Annotated in this window: 18 protein-coding genes and 1 pseudogene; 9 read left to right on the forward strand and 10 right to left on the reverse strand. The window is 58.3% G+C overall.

Going from position 1 to position 19,403, the window contains the following annotated elements; translation table 11 throughout:
* Positions 1-15 precede the first annotated feature (15 nt).
* The gene (locus BUA05_RS06170) at positions 16-1,482 is read left to right on the forward strand and encodes an FAD-binding oxidoreductase (protein ID WP_072673798.1); all 1,467 of its coding nucleotides are present in this window, start codon (positions 16-18) and stop codon (positions 1,480-1,482) included.
* Positions 1,483-1,514: 32 nt separating this feature from the next.
* Complete coding sequence (locus BUA05_RS06175; protein WP_072673799.1) at positions 1,515-1,871, forward strand: c-type cytochrome; 357 nt, start codon at positions 1,515-1,517, stop codon at positions 1,869-1,871.
* Here BUA05_RS06175 and BUA05_RS06180 read toward each other — a convergent pair.
* From BUA05_RS06180 to BUA05_RS06200, 5 genes are all read right to left on the reverse strand, one after another.
* Positions 1,864-2,415: a TIGR02444 family protein gene (locus BUA05_RS06180; protein ID WP_245790112.1), complete on the reverse strand. Its 552-nt coding sequence runs from the start codon at positions 2,413-2,415 to the stop codon at positions 1,864-1,866. The genes BUA05_RS06175 and BUA05_RS06180 overlap by 8 nt on opposite strands.
* 41 nt (positions 2,416-2,456) lie before the next feature.
* Positions 2,457-3,779 carry an LLM class flavin-dependent oxidoreductase gene (locus BUA05_RS06185; protein ID WP_072673800.1) on the reverse strand — a complete coding sequence of 441 codons (1,323 nt, stop codon included), beginning with the start codon at positions 3,777-3,779 and terminating at the stop codon, positions 2,457-2,459.
* 221 nt (positions 3,780-4,000) lie between these two features.
* Positions 4,001-4,816: an IclR family transcriptional regulator gene (locus tag BUA05_RS06190; RefSeq protein ID WP_072673801.1), complete on the reverse strand. Its 816-nt coding sequence runs from the start codon at positions 4,814-4,816 to the stop codon at positions 4,001-4,003.
* A gap of 226 nt (positions 4,817-5,042) precedes the next feature.
* The gene (locus BUA05_RS06195) at positions 5,043-6,932 is read right to left on the reverse strand and encodes an AMP-binding protein (RefSeq protein WP_072673907.1); all 1,890 of its coding nucleotides are present in this window, start codon (positions 6,930-6,932) and stop codon (positions 5,043-5,045) included.
* Positions 6,933-6,974: 42 nt separating this feature from the next.
* A complete protein-coding gene (locus BUA05_RS06200; RefSeq protein ID WP_072673802.1) occupies positions 6,975-7,895 on the reverse strand; it encodes a DMT family transporter in 921 nt (306 codons plus the stop codon).
* 124 nt (positions 7,896-8,019) lie between these two features.
* On the opposite strand from BUA05_RS06200, the gene BUA05_RS06205 reads away from it, so the two are divergent.
* The 4 genes from BUA05_RS06205 to BUA05_RS06220 all read left to right on the forward strand — a co-directional run bounded on the left by BUA05_RS06205 (position 8,020) and on the right by BUA05_RS06220 (position 12,809).
* Entirely contained in the window at positions 8,020-9,384 is a 1,365-nt protein-coding gene (locus BUA05_RS06205) for an aromatic ring-hydroxylating oxygenase subunit alpha (RefSeq protein ID WP_072673803.1), read from the forward strand.
* A 40-nt stretch (positions 9,385-9,424) separates the two neighbouring features.
* Positions 9,425-9,949 carry an aromatic-ring-hydroxylating dioxygenase subunit beta gene (locus BUA05_RS06210; protein WP_072673804.1) on the forward strand — a complete coding sequence of 175 codons (525 nt, stop codon included), beginning with the start codon at positions 9,425-9,427 and terminating at the stop codon, positions 9,947-9,949.
* A gap of 36 nt (positions 9,950-9,985) precedes the next feature.
* Positions 9,986-11,083 carry an NAD(P)-dependent alcohol dehydrogenase gene (locus BUA05_RS06215; protein WP_072673805.1) on the forward strand — a complete coding sequence of 366 codons (1,098 nt, stop codon included), beginning with the start codon at positions 9,986-9,988 and terminating at the stop codon, positions 11,081-11,083.
* Positions 11,084-11,390: 307 nt separating this feature from the next.
* A complete protein-coding gene (locus BUA05_RS06220) occupies positions 11,391-12,809 on the forward strand; it encodes an MFS transporter (protein WP_072673806.1) in 1,419 nt (472 codons plus the stop codon).
* A 375-nt stretch (positions 12,810-13,184) separates the two neighbouring features.
* Here the strand turns inward: BUA05_RS06220 and ppdK are convergent, their stop codons facing one another.
* The 3 genes and pseudogenes from ppdK to BUA05_RS14475 form a co-directional block, all read right to left on the reverse strand.
* Positions 13,185-15,851, reverse strand: a complete 2,667-nt coding sequence (gene ppdK, locus BUA05_RS06225; RefSeq protein WP_072673807.1) for a pyruvate, phosphate dikinase — start codon at positions 15,849-15,851, stop codon at positions 13,185-13,187.
* A 291-nt stretch (positions 15,852-16,142) separates the two neighbouring features.
* Positions 16,143-16,456 (reverse strand): annotated as a pseudogene (locus tag BUA05_RS06230) (integrase core domain-containing protein); the annotation flags it as partial.
* Positions 16,457-16,628: 172 nt separating this feature from the next.
* Positions 16,629-16,811, reverse strand: coding sequence for a hypothetical protein (locus BUA05_RS14475; RefSeq protein WP_143150267.1), 183 nt, complete (start codon positions 16,809-16,811; stop codon positions 16,629-16,631).
* A 94-nt stretch (positions 16,812-16,905) separates the two neighbouring features.
* Here BUA05_RS14475 and BUA05_RS06235 point away from each other — a divergent pair, with 94 nt between their 5' ends.
* Positions 16,906-17,529, forward strand: a complete 624-nt coding sequence (locus tag BUA05_RS06235) for a TetR/AcrR family transcriptional regulator (RefSeq protein ID WP_072673808.1) — start codon at positions 16,906-16,908, stop codon at positions 17,527-17,529.
* Between the two features lie 154 nt (positions 17,530-17,683).
* Here the strand turns inward: BUA05_RS06235 and BUA05_RS06240 are convergent, their stop codons facing one another.
* Positions 17,684-17,956: an AlpA family phage regulatory protein gene (locus tag BUA05_RS06240; RefSeq protein WP_084662497.1), complete on the reverse strand. Its 273-nt coding sequence runs from the start codon at positions 17,954-17,956 to the stop codon at positions 17,684-17,686.
* A complete protein-coding gene (locus BUA05_RS06245; protein ID WP_072673909.1) occupies positions 17,946-18,404 on the reverse strand; it encodes a hypothetical protein in 459 nt (152 codons plus the stop codon). The genes BUA05_RS06240 and BUA05_RS06245 overlap by 11 nt, the downstream gene beginning before the upstream one ends.
* A gap of 358 nt (positions 18,405-18,762) precedes the next feature.
* Between BUA05_RS06245 and BUA05_RS06250 the strand changes: the two genes are divergently transcribed.
* Both BUA05_RS06250 and traL read left to right on the forward strand, forming a co-directional pair.
* Entirely contained in the window at positions 18,763-19,089 is a 327-nt protein-coding gene (locus BUA05_RS06250; protein ID WP_072673809.1) for a hypothetical protein, read from the forward strand.
* Positions 19,090-19,114: 25 nt separating this feature from the next.
* Positions 19,115-19,402, forward strand: coding sequence for a type IV conjugative transfer system protein TraL (traL, locus tag BUA05_RS06255; protein WP_011413152.1), 288 nt, complete (start codon positions 19,115-19,117; stop codon positions 19,400-19,402).
* The last annotated feature ends 1 nt before the right edge of the window (position 19,403 follow it).

Consider the following 19,403-nt stretch of genomic DNA (forward strand, 5'->3'; position numbering starts at 1 on the left):
AATGAGGAAACAAGGATGATTGATCAGGCTCGCCAGGCGGCTGCACTGACAGCAATTGAAGCGGCTCTGGGCGCCGGAGCGGTCGATCGATCGCCCGCCGTGCTGGCCCGCTACGCCACACCCCTCGCCATTCCGGTCGGTGTTGTCCTGCCCGCAAATGAAGCGCAGCTGGCAGTTGCGCTAAGTGCGGCGAAAGGCGCTGGCGGGGTATTGCAGCCGGTTTGTAATGGCGCGCATGGTCTTGAGAAAACCGGGCTGGACAAGGTTATCGTGCTCGATTTGCAGCGCATGAACCAAGTCCTCGAGGTGAACGAGGAACTGGCTTACTGCCTGGTCGAACCCGGCGTCACCTTCCGCGAGCTCAATGCCAATATCAAAAGCAAGAATATCAAGCTTTGGGTGGATTTCCCCGGCAATCCCGATGCGAGCGTGGCCGCCAGCTTCGTGGAACGGAGCGCGGGCTACACACCCTATTCGGATCATAGTCTGATGCAATGCGGCCTTGAAGTCATGCTCGCCGATGGCAGGCTGGTCCGCACCGGCATGGGCGCCATGCCCAAAAGCACCTGCTGGCAATTGTTCAAGTTCGGATACGGCCCGTGGGTCGACGGACTGTTCTCACAATCCGATTTCGCCGTGCCAACCAAGGTCGGCACGTGGCTGATGCCGGAACCGCCTGCTTTCAAGACGTTCATGGTTACCGTGGAAAACGAGGACGGGCTGGCTCCGCTGCTCGATGTGCTCGGCCCCCTCAAACTGAACATGGTTGTGGCCAATGGCGTTGCCGTAAGCAATGCGCTTCACGAAGCCGCCTTGCTCGGCAAGAAGCGTAGCGACTACGCCGGTCAGGGCCCGATGGCGGCCAGCGCGGTCAAAGCGGCTGGTAAGGCGATGGGTTTGGGGTACTGGAATCTATACGGTTCGCTCTACGGTCTGCCGGACAACGTCCCGATCCTGTGGGATCTGGTCAACGGCGCCTTCGGATCGGTCCCCGGGGCGAAAGTCATCGCAGACGGTCGTGGCGTCGACCCCCGGCTCTGGTCATGGCGAATGGGGACTATGACAGGGGCTGTAGCCAGCCCTCCGGCACCAATCGCACAGTGGAACGGCAACCAGGCGCTGACGGTCAACCCGGTTAGCCCGGTCGATGGTGAAGACGCGATGCGTCTCTACGAGCTTTCACGCGATACCTGCGCAGAGCATGGTTTCGATATGGTTAGTGAAGCTGTCGCCATATGGCGTTCAGCCAACCACCGCCAGTTCCTCCCGAGCACTGGGTCGGACCAGCGCAGCGCAGCGCGCGCTCGCGCCTGCGCCGAAGCCTTGATCGAGGCACAGGCGGAGGCCGGATTCGGGCAAGTATTCACCGAACCGGGCCTGCGCGCCACGGTCGATAAGACATTCGCTTCGGGCGGACTTTCGACACTCCACGCGAGGGTCAAAAAGGCCCTTGACCCAACTGCGCTGTTCGCGTCCGCCTGATCTGCCCTGCAATCAATCGAGTTAGAGGCATAATGAAAAAACTGATCGCCATTTCGCTCCTTGGCATATTGAGCGCCTGCAACAGCGACCCGACGGTCGAAAAACCCGACGGCGCAGAGAATTATGCTTTGATGTGCGCGGGATGCCATAACCCCGGCCCGGGTCACCCTGGAACCATGCTGCTTGAACAAGCAGGACGACCGGTGGCATCGCTGTTCGGCAGAGCCGACCTTGATCGGGAATATTTGCGCACGATCGTGCGTCAGGGGCTTATCGAAATGCCGCCATTCCGCCCAACTGAGCTGAGCGACGCAGAGATCGATGAGATTTACGCTCACATCATGAGCGCAGAACCGCCCGTGACGACACCGGCGATGCCGGTTAAATAAGGGCCTTGATGGCCAACCGCGTCAGCAGCGCGGCAGTATCTTTCGGAGCCGCAATTGCCGCGCGATAAGCCTCCAGGCTCAATCGCGCGGCGGATTGTGCGGACAAGTCCAGTGGTTGGCCATGTTGCTGGCCATCATAGGCAAGACATCGGACCAGTTCGATCTGGATCTGGCGCTCCATCTGAAGTTCGCTCGCCTTCAGGCTGGTGTAAAGCTTGTCTCTCGCAGCTACCGCTTGCAGGTCCGGTGCCTGCTGAAGCCACGACTTGGCCCACCGCCGCGCACCGCGCACCGGCCAGACCAAGTTTTCGTTCAATGCAGCAACACCACCCAACAGGTCACCGATCTCGAATTGGCTGAGAGTCCTGCCCTCGCCTTGCGCCAACCATAGACATAACAGCAAAACGTTGACATCGAATCCATGCTCGTCCTGCAGGGCCAGACACAGGTCAGCGACTTGCGGCTTCGCATAGACTTCCAGCGAAAATTGCCAGAATTCGTCAGCAGCGTCCTTGCTTGTCATCTTCCCCATTGCCGTGACCAACTTTCATCCTGCGTTGCCCATCCGCTTGCGGACAAGCGGAATTAGAAGAAGCGATTTTCGGGCCGTGGAAGTCCGAAATGGTGGCGCAAGGTCGTACCTTCGTATTCCTTGCGGAAAATGCCCCTGCGCTGCAATTCGGGCACGACCATATCGACAAAGTCGTTCAGTCCTTCCGGGAGATAGGGGAACATGACGACGAACCCGTCTGACCCACGCTCCTCCAGCCAAATTTCCATTTCGTCGGCGATTGATGCCGGCGTGCCGACAAAGGCGAGCCCCCCATAGCTGCCGGCCTTTGCGGCGAGCTGGCGGATCGTCAGATTGTGCGCCCGCGCATCCTCGATAACCTTTTCCCGCGCAGTCTTGCTGGCGTTGGTTTCGGGAATTTCCGGAAGCGGGCCATCGGGATCAAAGCCCGACACGTCAAACCCGAGCATGCCGCAAAGCGATTGAATGCCGCTTTCGTAATGGACCAGACTGTCAAGCTGGGCGCGCTTGGCCTGGGCCTGTTCGACCGTTTCGCCGACGACGACGAATGCTGCGGGCAGAATTTTCAGATGATCGGGATTCCGCCCGACCGGCGCCATGCGCCCCTTCACATCAGCATAGAAGCGCTTGCCACCGTCGAGGCTCGCTTCTGCGGCAAAGACAACCTCAGCCGTTTCGGCGGCGAGCTGACGCCCAGCTTCCGAGGCCCCGGCCTGAAAAATGACCGGCCATCCTTGGACCGGGCGAGCAATGTTGAGCGGGCCGCGAACTGAAAAATGCGGTCCCTTGTGATCGAGCACGTGCATCCGTTGAGGATCGAAATATATTCCGCTCTCGGCATCGCAGACGAAAGCATCCTCCGCAAAGCTGTCCCACAGGCCGGTCACCACATCGTAGAATTCGCGGGCGCGCAGATAGCGGCCTTCATGTTCCGGCTGCACTTCGTAACCAAAATTTTTGGCATTGTCAGGGTTTGCAGTGGTAACGACGTTCCAGCCAGCTCGCCCACCGCTGAGATGATCAAGCGAAGCAAACCGACGCGCGACATGAAAGGGTTCTTCAAAGGTGGTCGATGCAGTCGCAACCAGGCCGATCCGTTCGGTAGCGCCCGCCAGGGCTGACAGCAGGGTAAGAGGTTCGAACGAGGTGACGGTGTGGCTGCGCCGCAGAGCATCGACCGACATGTTCAGCACGCCGAGATGATCGGCCATGAAGAAGGCATCGAACTTTCCCTCCTCCAGTTTGCGCGCAAATTGCCTGATGGCCGGGAAATTGAAATTGGCGTCGTGGATTGCTCCGGGATAGCGCCAGGCGCCGGTGTGGATGCTGACCGGTCGCATGAACGCACCGAGGTGAAGTTGGCGCTGACGAGACATCAAATTTCGCTCCTATGGCTTTGCAAATGCGATACCCGACACTCGTTTGTCCAGAATTGGCCTGATCTGGCTAACGGAGCTGCTGCTACCGGGGTTTGGGTCAGGCGGGGCTCTTCGGCTCTGCGTTCGGTACGTCGCAATGGCTCAATGCTGCGTGCATACGCCTTGCCCTCAACTATTTTACCTCTCCCCCTGACAGTCTGAGTGATCTGGTGTCGGCCCTAACCCTGCCAACCGATGGCCCTGCTTGCACTGCGCGCCACACCAGTGATCCTATCGATTTTGGCCTTGCTGAAAAACGTCTTTTGGTCCGCACGAGCCAAGACACTCATCGTCGCGACCAAGCGATCTTGTGAATCCAGAACCGGCACAGACGTCGCCGATAGTCCCGGTACGACAGTTCCGTAAGTCCTGGCGAAACCCACACGCCTGGCCTCCTCAATTTGCGCGGCAAGTTCGAGGTCATCGACGACAATACCCTCAGCCCGCTCGCGTTCGACCCGTTCCCTGGTCTGTTCAGGAGGGCAATGCGTCAGAAAGAGGATCCCGGTCGACGATGTCTGCAATGGCAATACCGATCCCGTGTGCAGAGATGTAAACAGCGGCATTCCACCATCGATCCAGCGAATGACAGTTGGGCCGTAATCGCCCCACACGGAAAGCAAGCCGGTAGTTTTCATTTCTGCCAAAAGATCTTCCAAATGCTCCGCGGCTATGCGCACAGTGTCCAGCCGTGCCATTGCCGCCAGGCCAAGACGGACCGTGAGCCCCCCCAAATAATACCGCCCGCTCCGTTCGTCCTGTTCGGCCACCCCGGTATTCACAAAGGAAAGCAAATACCGGTGGGCTTGGCTGCGGGACAGACCTGAATGTTCTGCCACTTCGCGGAGAAAGGCCCCTTCACCTCCTCCAGTCTCCACTAAAGCCAATAAAACGCGCACCCCAATTTCAACTGACTGAATAGATTTCCTCTTATCATTACTTTCATTGAGCCCATTTTCAAAATCTTCACTAGTTTTCTTCATATCGTGGTCCATTATTTCAAATTTATCAAGTATGGCGATGATGAGTGAGATACCAGGCGCTTTCCCTCAAATGTGGATCGGCGTCGAGCAAAATTTGGTGCACGGATTCGTCTGAAAAGATGATCAGCGACGTGTAGTGGGTTCATCTGCTTACACAAACTCCTTGAACCGGATTGTCGCGCGGAGGACTTCGGTAGGTATTGTTGATAGCGACTTTCAAGACTGGCCTGGCTGAGGATCAATCTTCATCAAACTGCGCGGCGATAGCTTTGGGTATGGCCGGGTCATCGATCGTTGGTGGCACACTGAAAGGTTCGCGATCAACGATCTTGCGCAGCAGATTGCGAAGGATCTTTCCCGATCGGGTCTTCGGCAATTGATCAACCACATACACGGTCTTTAATGCCGCGACGGCACCCAGTTCAGCGCGCACGGCCGAGATTGCAAGTCCGGCAATCGCGCCTTCATCCGCTGCCCCAGACTGTGCGGTTATGAAGGCGACCGGCGCCATGCCCTTGACGGCGTCTTTTGCGCCCACCACCGCGCATTCGCTGACCTCCGCAAGCCGCGCCACAATTTCCTCCATCTGACCGGTAGAAAGTCGGTGGCCTGCGACATTGATGATGTCATCGGTCCGCCCCATGATGTGGAGAAAGCCGACGCCGTCACAATAGCCAGAATCGCCCGTTTCGTAATAGCCTGGAAAACTGGCGAAGTTTTTCGCAAAGGCAGCTTGGTTGTTCCACAGCGTCCGAAAGGCTCCAGGCGGCAGGGGTGTCTGAATGACAACGTTGCCGCTTTCGCCTTCGTCCACTGCGGTGCCATCGTCGCGCAGAATTGCAAATTTGTAGCCGGGCACTGCAAGCCCCGCGCTGCCTGGTTTGCGCCGCAAATCGCCCATCGCGAAACATGAGGCGATGGCCGGCCAACCCAGCTCGGTCTGCCACCAGTGATCAAACACTGGCAGCCCGCTTTCCTGCTCAAGCCATTCAATGGTTGCGGGGTCCGCGCGCTCACCTGCGAGGAAGATCGCGCGGCATTCGCCCGTGCCGATCTCTTTCAAGAATCTTGCTTCGGGATCTTCCTTGCGGATCGCCCGGATCGCAGTGGGTGCAGTAAAGAAGGTTCTGACCTTGTTGCGTGTAATCGTCCGCCAGAAAGTGCCAGCATCCGGCGTGCCAACCGGTTTCCCCTCGAACAAGACAGAAGTTCCTCCCACCAGCAACGGCCCATAGACGATGTAACTGTGGCCAACGACCCAGCCAACGTCCGATGCCGCCCAGAACGCGTCACCCGAACCAATGCCATAGATATTCTCCATGGACCACGAAAGCGCAACAGCATGGCCTCCATTGTCGCGCACGACACCCTTGGGAATGCCGGTAGTTCCCGAGGTGTAGAGGATATAGAGCGGGTCCCCCGAAACGAGCGACACACAGGCTGGCATTGGATCGCTTGCGGTGCGGTTGCGCAGTTCCTGCCAATCAATATCCCGCTCATGGCCAAGGTCGGCCGTCAGCCGCTCGCGCTTTAGAAGGACGACATGTTCAACGCTGTGCAACGAAAGTTCGACCGCCTCATCAACCAAAGGTTTGTAGGCAATGACCCTCGCCCCTTCGAGCCCGCACGAAGCGGTCAGGATTACCTTGGGTTTGGCATCATCAATCCGCTTGGCAAGTTCCGGTGCGGCGAATCCGCCGAAAACCACCGAATGGATCGCGCCCAATCGTGCGCAAGCCAGCATCGCGAAGGCCGTCTCGGGCACCATCGGCATGAAGATGACGACCCGGTCGCCCTTCGACACACCCAGGCTGGCAAGCATCGCCGCCACCCGTCCCGTTTCCATCAGCAGCTGTGAATAGGTGAAGCTGCGAAAGGCACCTGTAGAAGGGCTGTCGTAGTTCAGTGCAACTGCATCGCCGCGTCCTGCCAGGACATGCCTGTCCAGGCAATTGTGGCAGGTGTTGAGAATCCCGTCGGAAAACCAGCCCTTTTCTTCGTCATAGGTCAGTCGGGGCTCCGAAAACCAGTCCAACGTCTGCGCGGCGTCCGCCCAAAAGCCTTCAGGGTCTTCGGCAGCGTGACGAAACGCTTCGGCATATGACTGATTGTGCTGTTTTTCGGTCATGGCTTCATGCATCCTGGGTTGCGCATTCGAAGAGTCTCGGGGCTATCGACGTGAAATGGCGATCGCGGCGATGATCATGATCGCGCCCACAAAATGATATGAAGATAAATATTCACCAAGGAGCGGTATGGCGAGTCCGACCCCGAACACCGTCGGCAAATTCATGTAAACCCCTGCGCGAACCGATCCGATCAGTACTACCGAACGGTTGAACAAGCCATAGGCGGCAAGCGAGGGAAATATCCCGACATACAGAACGGTAGCCACGACTTCGACCGACGGCAAGGACAGGCCTTCGCTGGCCAGCATAGCGATGTAGGGTATTGCCAACGACGCCGCGCCGATCGCAAAAAGGGCGGCGAGCAAGCTGAGGTGATGCACGGCCGGCGCCTTGCGAAGGAAGGTGGCGTAGGCCGAATAAAGGAATACAGCTGTCACTGCGAGCAAATCCCCGCGGTTGAGTGCGCCCCATTGCAGGGCAAGCGGATGCCCTTGAGTGACGATCCACACGACCCCCGCAAACGATAGTCCGGCGCCGAGAGCAAGAAGTGGACGCAACCGCTCCCCAAACACAACCGCAGGTATCACCATCGTCATGATCGGCATGATGGCTTGCAGCATCAGGCTGTTGGTTGCAGTAGTATACTGTAGACCCGCATAGACGAGGTAGCTGAACAGCCCGACACCAAAAAAACCGAGCGGCATAAGCACTGGCCATGATTCGCGCAGAGTTTGCCTATCGTCCCTGATATGTCGCCAGGCGAAAGGAAGCACGAACAGAAAAGCAACCACCCACCTCCAGAATGCAAGCGACGTGGGTGAGATCAAGTCGCGCGCTGCGCGGGCGACAATCGGATTCAAAGCCCAGAAGAAGGATGCCAGGCAAAGCAGCAAGGTTGGCGAGTTCCAGACTCCCGATCGCGCGTCTCGCCAGACAGAGAGACCACGGGCAAGCGTGCTCAAAACCAGGATCCAAACAGGCCAAGCAGCACTTGCGCAAGCTCAGTTTTTTGCATATCATGCATCGCATTGCCTATAGTGTTTGACTTTTTTAGATTCAAGCCAAGAGAGCTGTACGGAGAGAAGTATGTCTGAAATCCTCAACCTTGTCGACAATGTCGAATCGAATCAGTCGCGCGAGATTTTCTGGGATAAGGACGTATACAACCTTGAGTTGGAAAGGATTTTTGCTCGTTCGTGGCTGTTTCTGGGGCACGAGTCGCTCCTTCCCAAGCCCGGCGATTTCATCACCACCTATATGGCTGAAGACAAGGTCATCCTGTCGCATCAGCAAGATGGCTCGTTCCGGGCGTTCATCAATTCGTGCACCCATCGCGGCAACCAGATTTGCCATGCCGACAGCGGCAATGCCAAGGCGTTCGTCTGCAACTACCACGGCTGGGTTTACGGTCAGGACGGCAGTCTGGTCGATGTCCCGCTCGAAACGCGGTGCTATCATGGCCAGCTCGACAAGGCGAAGCTGGGCGCCAAGCACGTTCGGGTAGAGACGTACAAAGGCTTCATTTTCGGCTGCGGCGATGCCGACGCGCCAAGTCTGGAGGAATTTCTGGGCGAATTCCGTTGGTACCTCGATACGATCTGGGAAGGTGCCGGAGGCGGGCTGGAGCTGCTGGGTCCGCCGATGAAAAGTCTTCTGGCCTGCAATTGGAAGGTGCCGACAGAGAATTTCGTCGGCGATGGCTACCATGTCGGCTGGACCCACGCCGGCGCCTTGGCCCAGATCGGCGGCGAACTTGCCGGTCTGTCGGGGAACCGGGCGGACCTGCCCTTTGAAAGTCTGGGCTATCAGTTCACGACCCGGCACGGGCATGGCTTCGGAGTGATCAACAACGCCGCCCCGGCGATCCACGTCAAGCGCGATGGCTGGGCAAAATACCTTGCCGACACCCGCGCTGAAGTTGGCCGAAAGTTCGGACCGGAGCGTGAAGAACTTTATGTTGGCCACTGGAACTGCTCGATCTTCCCGAGCTGCTCGTTCCTTTACGGAACCAATACGTTCAAGGTCTGGCATCCGCGTGGCCCGCACGAGATTGAAGTGTGGACGTACACGATGGTGCCGCGTGACGCCGACGCGGAAACGAAGAGCATGATCCAGCGCGAAGCCACCCGGAGTTTCGGCACTGCCGGAACGCTGGAAAGCGACGATGGCGAGAACATGTCGTCGTCCACCTTTGTCAACCGCGGAACCATCACCCGCGACGGCCGCATCAACTCCAGCATGGGTGCCGGCTTCGAAGGTCCGCACCCCGTTTTTCCGGGGATTGTTGGATCCAGCTTCATCGGCGAAACATCCCATCGCGGCTTCTATCGTTTCTGGAAGGAAATGCTGGATGCGCCCGATTGGAAGGCGGTGAAGGCAAACGACGACACCTGGGATTCGATGTTCACCAATCGTAATTACTGGACCGACAAAGTCGACGCAGCCGAGTAATTCACAAACTTTTTCAAACGCATCGAATGCCGGAGAGTTTATGACGGGTAAACAGACCTTAGCGGGATTGGATGTCCAGTCCGCGATTGAAATGCATTATCGTGCCGAAGTCCGGATGCTTCAGAACGGGCAATACCGAGAATGGTTAACGGACATGGTCGCCGAGGACATCCATTACTGGATGCCGATTTATGAACAACGCTTGATCCGCGACCGTCGCCCCGATCCGACACCCGACGATGCTGCAATTTATAATGACGATTATGGCGAGCTCAAGCAACGCGTAGAGCGGCTTTATACCGGCACCGTATGGATGGAGGATCCGCCGTCCAAGATCCGGTACATGGTCAGCAACGTCGAAGCTTTCGATGCAGGCGATGGCGAGTTCGACGTTTATTCAAACGTGGTCGTCTATCGCAACCGCCGCCAACTTGAAATGACCGTTCATACGCTGGGGCGTGAGGATAAGCTGCGCCGGGTTGGTAATGGTTTCCAGGTGTTCCGGCGCAAACTGCTGATCGATGCGCGCGTGACGCAAGACAAGAACCTGTACTTTTTCTGCTAATAAAGCGCCCAAGAGCGCAATAAGAGGAGAGCCTTTATGCAAGCCTATGCCGCAATCATTGAAAGCCAGGGCGGGAAATTTGTCCTCGATAACGTCGATATCGAAGAGCCCCGTGACGGTGAAGTACTTGTCAAGATTGCTGCGGCTGGGATGTGCCACACCGATCTTACCGTCCGCGACCAGTATTACCCGACCCCACTTCCCGCCGTTCTGGGCCATGAGGGTTCTGGCGTTGTCGAAAAGGTCGGGCGCGGAGTCACCACGGTCAAGCCGGGCGACAAGGTGGTGCTATCGTTCAGCTATTGCGGGACTTGCCCGTCGTGCATGAAGGGTCACCAAGCCTATTGCCCAAGCCTTTTTCCGCTCAATTTCATGGGCCGTCGGCTTGACGGATCGACCCCGATCACACGCAACGGGGAAGATGTGAATGCCTGCTTCTTCGGACAGTCTTCATTCGCGACCTATTCGATCGCAACTGAAAACAACTGCGTCAAGGTTGCCGACAACGCACCGATTGAGCTTCTCGGCCCATTAGGCTGCGGAATTCAGACCGGCGCAGGCACCGTCCTCAATGCGCTGCAGCCAGCCCCCGGCTCGTCGATTGCAATCTTCGGCGTCGGCTCGGTTGGTCTCAGCGCGGTGATGGCTGCAAAGGCTTCCGGTTGCGTCAAGATTATCGCTGTCGACCGCAATCCCACGCGTCTGCAGTTGGCCCGTGAACTTGGTGCAACCGACATTATTGATGCCAACACCAACAATGCTCAGGAAACGATCATTGCCATGACGGGGGGCGGCGCGGACTATGCGATTGATACCACCGCCATTCCGCAGGTTCTGCGCAGCGCGGTAGACAGTACCCATACAATGGGGGAAACGGCCGTAGTCGGCGGGGCGAAGTTGGGAACTGAATTCTCGCTCGACATGAACAACATGCTTTTCGGCCGCAAATTGCGCGGGGTGGTCGAAGGTTCGAGCACACCACAAGTCTTCATCCCGCAACTGATTGCGATGCGCGAGGCCGGTCTGTTTCCGTTCGAACGGCTCTGCACGTTCTACGATTTCGACCAGATCAATCAAGCCGTCGAGGAAACGGAAGTTTCCGGCAACGCGATCAAGGCCATTCTCAAGATGTAATGCGGCCTTTGCGCCCACTCTGCGGTCGATCACCGCAACAGAGTTCGGCGCAGGGCTAGACCGATTAGGGGCCGATCGACCAGCAGGGCCACAAAATGGGAGCTAACGGACAGGAGCATCGCCTGCCGTTCGCTCTTAGTGCTCCATGCGGCAAGCCGCACGTCGATGACCAAGGTTGGGCTTACAATTCTGAAGTCGAATAGAGACCTGCAAACCGCGTGCCTCGCACTTGGCGGATGACGCTAAGGACCGTCATAATGTTTGGGAAGTGCAAAAAGATGGGCCAAAAGCCCCAAGCCGCGGCGTCATGAGCTCGATCGATGGAGCGCCTCAAGTCGGGACGTCAACTATTGCGGACGGATCCCAACCTACAACCGGGCTTCCAGTTCCTCGTCGGTTCTGGGCGGCACTCTCGATCTGGAGTGCCATATTTCTTACCATTATGGACGTATCAATTGCTAACGTAGCTCTGCCTTTTATCTCGAAAGGTTTGGCCATAACTGCGGCAAAATCGGTATGGGCAATCAACGCCTATCAGATCGCCATCGTGATGGCGCTTTTGCCGATGGCGAAGGCCGCCGAAATCCTTGGCTACAAGAAAGTCTATCTGGGCGGCCTCTTGATTTTCATGCTTGCGGCCTTTGGCAGTATCAACGCACACAGTTTGGCAGTTCTGGCGTCGTCGCGCTTTGTGCAAGGTATCGGTGCCGCGGCAGTAATGGTGGTCAGCGGGGCATTGGTTCGGACAATCTACCCTCCTGCATTGGTCCCGCGCGGCATAGGATACAATACCATCGCCGTTTCGATTGCTTCGGCCGCCGGACCGGCGGTCGGTGCGCTCGTCCTTTCGATTGCGGGATGGCACGCCATTTTTGCAGTGGGGCTTCCGTTCGGCTTGCTCGCGCTTGCACTCGGATTCTGGGCAATCCCTTCGACCGGGTCGCAAAAAAAGGCATTCGATTACCGTTCGGCCTTGTTGTGCAGTGCGGGCTTTGCGGCCTTATTCCTCTTCCTCAATGATCTGGCTCAAGATTCCGTTTCTCGGTGGACATTGCTTTCAATCGGCATCGCGATCCCGGCCATATGGTTCCTCGGTAAACGCACGACAGCCAACCAGGACTCGATGGTACCGCTCGATTTGCTGAAGCTGGACTCGCTGCGCACAGCTTATGCTATGTCTGCAACAGCCTATGCTGTCATGATGCTTATCACATTGTCATTCCCATTCATTCTGCAACAACGGTTTCACTTCAAACCTGAGACTATCGGCCTTTTCATGGTGCCACTGCCGCTCGGCATCGTGATTGCAGCGTTCGTTTCCGGGCGTCTGGTCAATCGCTATGCGTCAGCCTGGCTGTGCGCTTCGGGGTTGATTGTCCTAACCGGTGGCGCAATTTGGCTGTCATTGTTGCAACCGGGCGTTTCGACTTTCCAGATCGTCGCAGCGGCAGTGATTTGCGGCATCGGCTTCGGCATTTTCCAGGTTCCCAACAACCATAGTATGATCGCTATTGCTCCACACGCCCGCGCTGGAGCGGCTTCGGCAATGCTGTCGTTGTCAAGGCTGATTGGTCAAACGTTAGGGGCCATTCTGGCCGCATTGCTGTTTCGCAAATTTGGCGCGCAGAGTGACGCGCCAATCGTAGCTGCGGCCTTGATTGCTCTGGCGGTGGCTAGCGCAACCCTGCTACGAAAAGATCGGAGCAGGACCACAATGGTTGAGTGACCCCTGGCCGCCTGCAACCGTTCGATCATCGCGCACGTAGGCCCGCAAATATGCAGCATCAGTCTCAAAATTTGTCATGATCGGCACAGCCATATCGTCCCATGCTACCGCGCTGAGGTCATTACCTAGCTGGTCGATTGGCATCAGTGCTAAGCGCTCGGTCTGGGCGGCCTTCCTAACACCAAGGATCGCCTCCAACGCTTCTATGGAGTTCTCGCTAGGTCCGGACGCGATTTCGACCTTAGACTATGACGATGTCTTTAGGCAAAAAAGGTCTGATCGAACTGATCGAGCAAGAGGCTGATGGTGATTTTGTAACCGAGAAACTTTTGATGGACAGTGTAAGAATATTCACCGACTTAAGGAGCCTGTCCTTCATTTCTGCAAAATTGCCTGGGCTGCGGCCAGCCTCGCGATCGGTACCCGGAAGGGCGATGCGCTGACATAGTCCAGCCGGACCTCCTCACAGAAGGCAATGCTGTCCGGATCGCCGCCATGCTCGCCGCAGATCCCCAGCTTGATGTCGGGCCGCGTCGACCGCCCGCGTTCGGCCGCCAGCCGGACCAGCTGGCCGACCCCTTCGATATCCAGGCTGACGAACGGATCGCGCGGGAAGATTCCCTTTTCGACATAAGCGCCAAGGAACCGCGCGGCATCGTCGCGGCTGACGCCCAGCGTAGTCTGGGTCAGATCGTTGGTCCCGAACGAGAAGAATTCACCAACTTCGGCAATCTTGCCAGCCATCAGCGCCGCGCGCGGCAGTTCGATCATCGTGCCAACCTGATAGGCCAGTGTCCGGCCCTGTTCTGCGAACACCGCCGCCGCGGTCCGATCGACCAGGGCCTTGAGGATTTCCAGCTCCTTGCGGGTGGCGACCAGCGGGATCATCACCTCGGGCACCACGGCCTCGCCGTGCTGGGCTTCCACCTCGCAGGCGGCTTCGAAAATCGCCCGGGCCTGCATCTCGTAGATCTCGGGAAAGGTGATCCCCAGGCGGCAGCCGCGATGGCCCAGCATCGGGTTGAATTCGTGAAGCTCGTTGGCCCGGCGGCGCAGGGTTGCTGCCCCCACCCCGATCATCTCGGCCAGATCCTCGAACTCGGCATCTTCGTGCGGCAGAAACTCGTGGAGCGGCGGATCGAGCAGCCGGATCGTCACCGGCAGGCCCGCCATGACCTCAAAGATCGCGTGAAAATCGGCGCGTTGCTCGGGCAGCAGTTTGGCCAAGGCGGCGCGTCGCTGGTCATCGTCTTCAGCTAGAATCATCTGGCGTACCGAGGCGATCCGCTTGGCGTCAAAGAACATATGCTCGGTCCGGCACAGGCCGACCCCTTCGGCGCCAAACTGACGCGCGGTGCGGCAATCGGCCGGGGTTTCGGCATTGGTGCGAACCTTCATCCGGCGGTGCCGGTCGGCCCATTCCATCAGGACGCCGAAATCGCCGACCAGTTCGGGCTCGATCGTCTTTACCAGCCCGGCCATAACCTCGCCGCTGGCACCGTCCAGGGTGATGACATCGCCTTCCTTCAACTCGCGGTTGCCGATCCGCAATGACCGGCTGGCGAGGTCGATCGAGACGGCCGAGGCGCCAGAAACGCAGGGCCGCCCCATGCCACGCGCCACCACCGCGGCGTGGCTGGTCATGCCCCCGCGCGCGGTCAGGATGCCCTTGGCGGCGTGCATGCCGTGAATATCTTCCGGACTGGTTTCCACCCGCACTAGGATTACCGCCTCGCCCATCGCCGAACGCTTTTCGGCGCTGTCGGAATCGAGCACGATCGCGCCCGATGCCGCCCCGGGCGATGCCGGCAGCCCCAGGGTCAAGACGTCACGCGGGGCCTGGGGATCGAGCGTGGGGTGCAGCAGTTGATCAAGCGCCATCGGATCGACCCGCAGGATCGCGGTCTTTTCATCGATCAGCCCTTCGTGGACCATGTCGACCGCCATCTTCAGCGCGGCCTTGGCGGTTCGCTTGCCGCTGCGAGTCTGGAGCATCCACAGCTGCCCGCGTTCAACCGTGAATTCGATGTCCTGCATGTCGCGGTAGTGTTTTTCAAGCAGCTCGAAAACCGCAGCCAGTTTGCCGTAAGCTGCCGGCATTGCCTCTTCCATCGATAGCGGCTTGGCCTTGGCCCGCTCGCGCGCGGCCTTGGTCAGGTATTGCGGGGTACGGATCCCGGCGACCACGTCTTCGCCCTGGGCATTGACCAGCCACTCGCCATAGAACGCCCGCTCGCCGGTCGCCGGATCGCGGGTAAAGGCCACCCCGGTGGCGCTGGTATCGCCCATATTGCCGAAAACCATCGCCTGGACGTTGACCGCGGTGCCCCAGTCGCCGGGGATGTTGTTTAGCCGGCGATAGACCTTGGCCCGGTCGGCATCCCAGCTGTCAAACACCGCTCGAATCGCTCCCCACAACTGTTCGTGGACATCCTGAGGGAACGGGCGGCCCAGCTCAGCCTCGACAATCTCTTCGTATTCCTTGACCAGCGCCTGCCAATGCTGCACCTCCATCTCAACATCGGAGTAAAAGCCGTTGTTCTCCTTGACGATTTCCAGTGCGCCTTCAAACAGGTGGTGGTCCACACCCAGCACCACATCGGAATACATCTGGATGAAGCGGCGATAGGAGTCCCAGGCAAAGCGCGGATCGCCCGAAGTTTGCGCCAGCCCCGCAACGGTGGCGTGATTGAGCCCTAGATTGAGCACGGTATCCATCATCCCGGGCATCGACACCCGTGCGCCCGAACGGACCGAAACCAGCAAGGGATCGGCCGGATTGCCAAAGCTTTTGCCAACCGCAGCCTCGATATGGGCCAGCGCTACGGCCACTTCGGCCTTCAGACTGTCGGAAAAGTCATTCCCTTCCGCCAGATAAAACACGCATTGTTCGGTGGTGATGGTAAAGCCCGGGGGAACTGGCAGGCCGATTCCGGCCATTTCCGCCAGATTCGCGCCCTTACCGCCGACAATGGTCTTGTCGCGGCTGCGCGGGCCCTGCCTGGTGGCGCCGCCGCCGAAGGCGTAGACTTGTTTGTTCATAATGAAGTTGGTTTCCCTAAACGTGACGAGATTTGCCCGTTAGCCTTCGAATCGCAAGAAAGTCCGCCAAATAGTGCAACGCATTGCACAAAGGCGCAAGTGACCTGAGGCGGAATGGGCGTCTCTGAGCTTCGGCATCATTGACGGTCGTCAGTCGTCAGTGCACTGCTACCCAACCTCGGTCCACTCGGGTCTGGAGTATTCCGCCTTGCTGCACTGCTACCTAACCTCGGACCACTCAGGTCTGTAGTTTTCCGCCTTGCTCAGGTTCGGTGGGCTGGTTTCACCGACTTAGTTTGCCAGCATGATCGGGGGGATATTCCCGATCGCGCTGTGCGGTCGCTCTTCGTTGTAATGTTTGCGCCACGCCTCCAGCGTTTCGCAAGCATCTTCCAGTGATAAGAACGAGTGCGCGTTCAGGCATTCGCTGCGCAGCTTGCTGTTGAATGCTTTGATGAATGCCCCTTCGACAGGCTCAGTGCAGGATTATCTGTGGGCTTACCAGGACGGGAGAAGTCAAGGATCACCCCGCGTTGGTAAGCCCATAGGTCCATGTCCCGAGAGATGAACTCGCTGCCATTGTCCACCCTGATCGCCTTCGGGTACGATGGTGATCGATGCGTCTGGCTGGGTTTTGCGGATTTGCGGACTGCTACCAACGAAGCCGACGAACGTAACTGTGTCCTTCATGGGGCAGGACAATCAAGGTACTATCGTCAACACCAATGACGCTGACCCCTCGAGGTCCCCCTTAGGCGTGTGGATGGTAGTGCCGGATTACAAATGGTTTGCTGCCCATTCGACACCCTTCACCCCGCGCACCCGTACGGGCGCCTTTGATGGTATGGGAAAGACAACATCGGTGGTGCGCGATGCCGGATCCATCACCGACAAATCGACCGTACCGATATTTTGTACGGCAGAGGCGCCGCGCCGGATCAGGTTGACAAAAATAGCCACCTGCTGGGTGGCCTTACGCTCTACTTGTCGATATTAGATAATAGACGCATGCGTCAAATTGAACGCCTGGGCTCATAATGCAAGGCAGCAAGATGTGAATGCAGGAAAATGGCCAAGGCACCGCCCCATCGACCTTGCCAAGCGTGAGGCGATTTTGGACGCGGCGCGCGACGAATTTTTTATGCATGGCTTTGCTGGTGCCTCAATCGAAACCATCGCCAGCCGCAGCGCTGTTTCAAAAGTCACGGTGTACAACAGGTTTAAGACCAAGGAGGCCCTGTTCACAGCCATGGTACAACGCGAATGCGTCATGATGGGAGCGGATTTTGTCTCACCTGAAGAAGCCGGTGGCGACCTCAGGGACACACTGATGATTTTTGGACAAGCGGTGATCCACTTCCTTACCCAGCCCCACATAATTAGTTTTGGGCGCCGAATCGGTGCCGAAGCGGAATTGCGGCCAGAAGTCGGCGAATTATTCCTGAATACCGGACCGCGGCGGATGCAGCGCGAATTGACCGCGCTGTTGGAGGCGTCAGTCGCCAACGGAAAAATCCGCTGTCATGACTGCTGCCTCGCGGCAGGCCATCTTTTTGGACTACTGTGCGGCTTCGACATGTGCATGGCGCGCTTTTCAACCGAAGAGCCCGACCGGGAAAAACTGTGCGCGAACGTGAGTGATGCCGTAGACCGGTTTCTAAAGGCCTATGGCGTTTAAAGACATGCCCCCCGCTTTCCCCCGGCTGGGCTTAGAGCAGGGCGGTGGTTGTGCACTGCTACCCAACCTCGGACCACTAGGGTCTGGAGTTTTCCGCCTTGCCCAGATCCGGTGGGCTGGTTTCACCGGCTGAGTTTGCCAGCATGATCAGCGGCTACAGATCTATGGTTCGGACGGCTTGAATCCATTCGTCGACTTCGGATTCGACCCACACCGTACACCTGGTTCCCAGTGATCGAGGCTTTGGAAAGCGCCCCTCTTTTGCTCGCTGGTAAATTGCGGTGCGTTTAAGACCGACACGCTCGATAACCTCTGGCAGGCGCAAGAGACGTTCCGGCAGAGCAAATCCTCCCGGAATCGGCTGGTCATGCGCTTTACTTGCGATTGTGCGACCTTCACTAGGCACTGAATTGGGCTCATCTCGCATAGAGCGTGTCCCTTCGCTCGAGATCGTCGATATGCTCGGCCAGAAGGCTCGCCACCCTGTGCGCCGCCCCCTTGGCCCAGCGAGGCCTGACCTCGTGCAGCTGGCAGCCCAAAATTGCTTCGAGTGCTTCGGGGAGCTCTTGCAGGAATATCTCGAGGAAAGATCCGAGATCGGTGTACATCCATTCTGCAGCCTTGCCGGTTTCCCCAAGCAGCTGAAGCGCCAGAGCCACATGCGGCTTGGCGCCGCTGGCCGATAGAATGCGGATGGCCTCGTCAAGCGTCGCGGCGCGCTTACCTTCGAGGATCCGTCGCAGCGCATCCTTATGGATGCGCGCTTCTTGGCCAATGTCCTGGCGCGACCTGCCGCTTGCGGTCACAGCGGACAGGAGCAGCCGATCCAGGCCGTCATCAAGTGGTATTTCTGCGGGGCAGGCGGGGTCTGGCATTGCGCATCTTATCTCCCTGGTTGTCATCGACTCACCCGTACCCCCATAGGAAGGGTGTAGGAAAACGAAAAGAACAGAAAGGGAACATGGAGTGCTTTGATTTACCTTGCCTACCCGTGATTCGCGCAAAAACCGGCACCCTCTACGCAATTCCCGGCACGTCATGCGCATATTCCGGCAATTGGAGCGCATGCCACGGCTTCGCGAGCGCAGATTGCGTCAATCGCTAGTGTTGCTGCCGATTTTTCTTGGCGATCTATCCGCTTCGGCGCGTTTCCGATTTCCTACACCCTGCCGCTCAATCGAGGAAAGAACATACAGCGAACACATCGCTGTATGTTCGACACGGAGTTCCTCGATGACCAAGACAATCGCCCTTCCCTCCCGGCACAAAAGCACCACTCGCGCCCGGGATTACATCCTGCCCGCCGCTATCGCTCTGGCCTGTGCAGGCGCGGCCTATGCAGGTGCCGACACCACCTTCGATCCGGCGCTCGCCAAGTTCACCGACTTCCTCGAAGGTTCGGGCGGCAAGATCATCACCGTCCTCAGCCTCGCCGGCGGCCTCATTGCCCTTGCCTCGGGCCGCTTCGCGCTCGGGCAGGTCGCGGTCCCGGTGGGTGTCGGGATCGGCGTCGGTACCGGTGTGCCGATCGTCACTTCGGTCGTGACCGCGGTCATCTGATCCGCGGCTACGAAGGGAGGGCGGCATGGCCGACAGGTATCTCGTTCCAAGACGGCTCGACGATCCGGAGCTGATAGGCTTCTGGACCATCGACGAGTTTGCGGGACTGCTCGTCCCGTTCGCCTGGGGCATCCTTGCGCAGCACATCATCATCGGCACCGCCCTGTCCGGGCTCACCTGGTTCGCTCTTCGAAAGGCGAAGGCGTCGGGTGCCGGGTCGAAACTGGTCCATGCTGCCTATTGGTACCTGCCGGGGAGCTTCCTCGGGCTGAAGGCCACGCCGCCCTCCCACTGCCGCCTGCTTGCAGGCTGAG

Source organism: Erythrobacter sanguineus (assembly GCF_900143235.1).
GTDB lineage: Bacteria > Pseudomonadota > Alphaproteobacteria > Sphingomonadales > Sphingomonadaceae > Erythrobacter > Erythrobacter sanguineus.